Origin of the sequence: Vibrio sp. CAU 1672, assembly GCF_029223195.1 — a bacterium.
In the GTDB taxonomy this organism is placed as follows: domain Bacteria; phylum Pseudomonadota; class Gammaproteobacteria; order Enterobacterales; family Vibrionaceae; genus Vibrio.
On record NZ_JARHUF010000058.1, the window covers coordinates 1 to 2,579 of the forward strand.

Annotated in this window: 3 protein-coding genes; all 3 read left to right on the top strand. The window is 41.5% G+C overall.

The genetic code is table 11. From position 1 onward, the window contains the following. A partial coding sequence (locus tag P2G85_RS21250; protein ID WP_345795445.1) for a DUF3265 domain-containing protein occupies positions 1 to 110 on the top strand: 110 nt, incomplete at its 5' end. A gap of 33 nt (positions 111 to 143) precedes the next feature. Next, positions 144 to 539 carry a DUF3465 domain-containing protein gene (locus P2G85_RS21255; RefSeq protein ID WP_275866003.1) on the top strand — a complete coding sequence of 132 codons (396 nt, stop codon included), beginning with the start codon at positions 144 to 146 and terminating at the stop codon, positions 537 to 539. A 762-nt stretch (positions 540 to 1,301) separates the two neighbouring features. Further along, positions 1,302 to 1,730, top strand: a complete 429-nt coding sequence (locus P2G85_RS21265) for a hypothetical protein (protein WP_275866004.1) — start codon at positions 1,302 to 1,304, stop codon at positions 1,728 to 1,730. Positions 1,731 to 2,579 lie beyond the last annotated feature (849 nt).

The window sequence follows — 2,579 nt, forward strand, 5'->3', positions numbered from 1 at the left end:
CTAACAAACTGTTTAAGAGTGATTCAGCACGCGTGGCATTTTTAGTATGCGGTGATTTTTGTGTTGAAGTGCCATGCAGCGGCCTGCTCATTGCGTGCTTCACACCTTAACAGGGCGTTATGTGAAATCGAAGGAACGAGTAAATGAAACATATTTTAATTCTATTATTAGCAGTTTTTAGCATTGTTTCGATTGGTGTAAGAGCTGATGATAGTCAACTAAAGCAGGCATTCGAAAATCATCAAAGTGATATTCAAATTCGAGGCTCTGGTACAGTTATTCGCTTGTTGCCTGATGACAATAAAGGTTCAAGACATCAAAAGTTCATACTCAAGTTAGAGAACAGGCAAACGCTTTTGGTAGCTCATAACATAGATCTTGCGCCAAGAATTAGCGGATTGAAAGTTGGTGACTATGTGCAGTTCTACGGCGAATATGAGTGGAATAATAAAGGTGGGGTAATCCATTGGACTCACCGAGATCCGAGTAATAGTCATGCTCATGGCTGGCTAAAGCATCGAGGCAAGATGTACGAGTAAATTTCACATAACAAAGCGTTCAAGAGGGATTTGGCACGCGTGGCATTTTTAATATGCGTTGGGTTCAGTGTTTATGGCGCTGTGCAGTAGCTTTTGTATTGCGTGCCGGCACCCCTTAACGCGGCGTTAGTTTGCAAGAGGAAAAATGAAGCTATATCGCAAGATCTAGCGGTAAAAGTTCAAAGACAAAGTTGTGGTTTTGGATATCAAGTTCAGCGTTAACGACCTCGGTTAGAAATCCAAAAGTGGCATCTTTTCAACGGTTGATTTGTTCTTTGGTGCGGCGACTTTTGGGTTAATTGAGTCGAACTTTTTTGCTGAAACTCTGCTCGTTGAGTTTGTTGGTACAAAAGCCGATTTACTCGCTGCGAGGACGTTTTCTCTGGTGTGGTAAGTTCACGTGGTTTCAGTGGCTTTGTTGAAAGTCCGCATTGTGAAATTGTCTTTCCAAAAGCTCTTTTTGGTGTTGTGAGTTCGTTTTCTTCGGCGTTGTTTGTTCCAAGTGGTTTCATTGAGTAGCCGCTTTGAGACTACGTCTGACTTAAGTGCATCAAAGCACATAAAGTTTGTTGTTCGCAAAGTATAAAGTAACGTAAAATCAATCCTTTGGGTCTGCAAACTAACAAACTGCTCAAGAGGGATTCGCAACGCGTGGCATTTTTACTATGCGTTGATTTTAGTGATTAAGGTGGTATGCAGCGGCTTCGGTATTGCGTTGCTCACCCCTTAGCAGGGCGTTATATTCTTATGGAGAAGTTGTATATGAAAAAAATTATTTTGGTGATCATGCTGTTAATGCCTACGTTCGTCTTTGCTGATGATTATGGAAAAATTCCGGAAACATTTTTTGCAATGCTCAAAGATGGAAAGCATAACGAAGCTATTGAGTACTTATATGGTACTAATCAATGGATATCAGGCAATTCGGATCAAGTGTTAACCTTAAAAAATCAACTAGCTAGCTTGGATGGTTTGGTGGGTAAGTATCATTTTCACGAGCTAATAGTTGAAAAAAAAGTAGGTGAACATTACGCTCATTTAATCTACTTGGTTGGTTACGATCGGCAGCCACTTCGCTTTGAACTACAAGTGTATAAAGTTGGTTCAGCGTGGCGGCTACAGGGCGTTTCATTTGATTCAAATCTGACTGACGATATAAAAAGTCAAGCCAATATGAACTTAGGCAACTGAAATATAACAAAGCATTTAAGACGGATTCGCAACGCTTGGCGACTTTAGTGTAAATTCAGTTTTTGTGTTTTAGGTGGTTTGTCGAGACATCGGTGTTTTGCGTTGCTCACCACTTAATGCGGCGTTAGTTTGCAAGAGGAAAAATGAAGCTATATCGCAAGATCTAGCGGTAAAAGTTCAAAGACAAAGTTGTGGTTTTGGATATCAAGTTCAGCGTTAACGACCTCGGTTAGAAATCCAAAAGTGGCATCTTTTCAACGGTTGATTTGTTCTTTGGTGCGGCGACTTTTGGGTTAATTGAGTCGAACTTTTTTGCTGAAACTCTGCTCGTTGAGTTTGTTGGTACAAAAGCCGATTTACTCGCTGCGAGGACGTTTTCTCTGGTGTGGTAAGTTCACGTGGTTTCAGTGGCTTTGTTGAAAGTCCGCATTGTGAAATTGTCTTTCCAAAAGCTCTTTTTGGTGTTGTGAGTTCGTTTTCTTCGGCGTTGTTTGTTCCAAGTGGTTTCATTGAGTAGCCGCTTTGAGACTACGTCTGACTTAAGTGCATCAAAGCACATAAAGTTTGTTGTTCGCAAAGTATAAAGTAACGTAAAATCAATCCTTTGGGTCTGCAAACTAACAAACTGCTCAAGAGGGATTCGCAACGCGTGGCATTTTTACTATGCGTTGATTTTAGTGATTAAGGTGGTATGCAGCGGCTTCGGTATTGCGTTGCTCACCCCTTTGCGTATTCCGGCGATTCCGGACACCGGCTCCGGTTTAACCGGACACCACTTATCCCTGGTTTTTCTCTAACTCTATTTTTACCCTACCTGTCCGGATTGCGCCAGTTTTCTCATTGATTCTC

Bases quoted from the DNA above. Each gene is read 5' to 3' on its own strand.
- P2G85_RS21255 (WP_275866003.1), top strand. From the start codon at position 144: ATGAAACATATTTTAATTCTATTATTAGCAGTTTTTAGCATTGTTTCG.
- P2G85_RS21265 (WP_275866004.1), top strand. From the start codon at position 1,302: ATGAAAAAAATTATTTTGGTGATCATGCTGTTAATGCCTACGTTCGTC.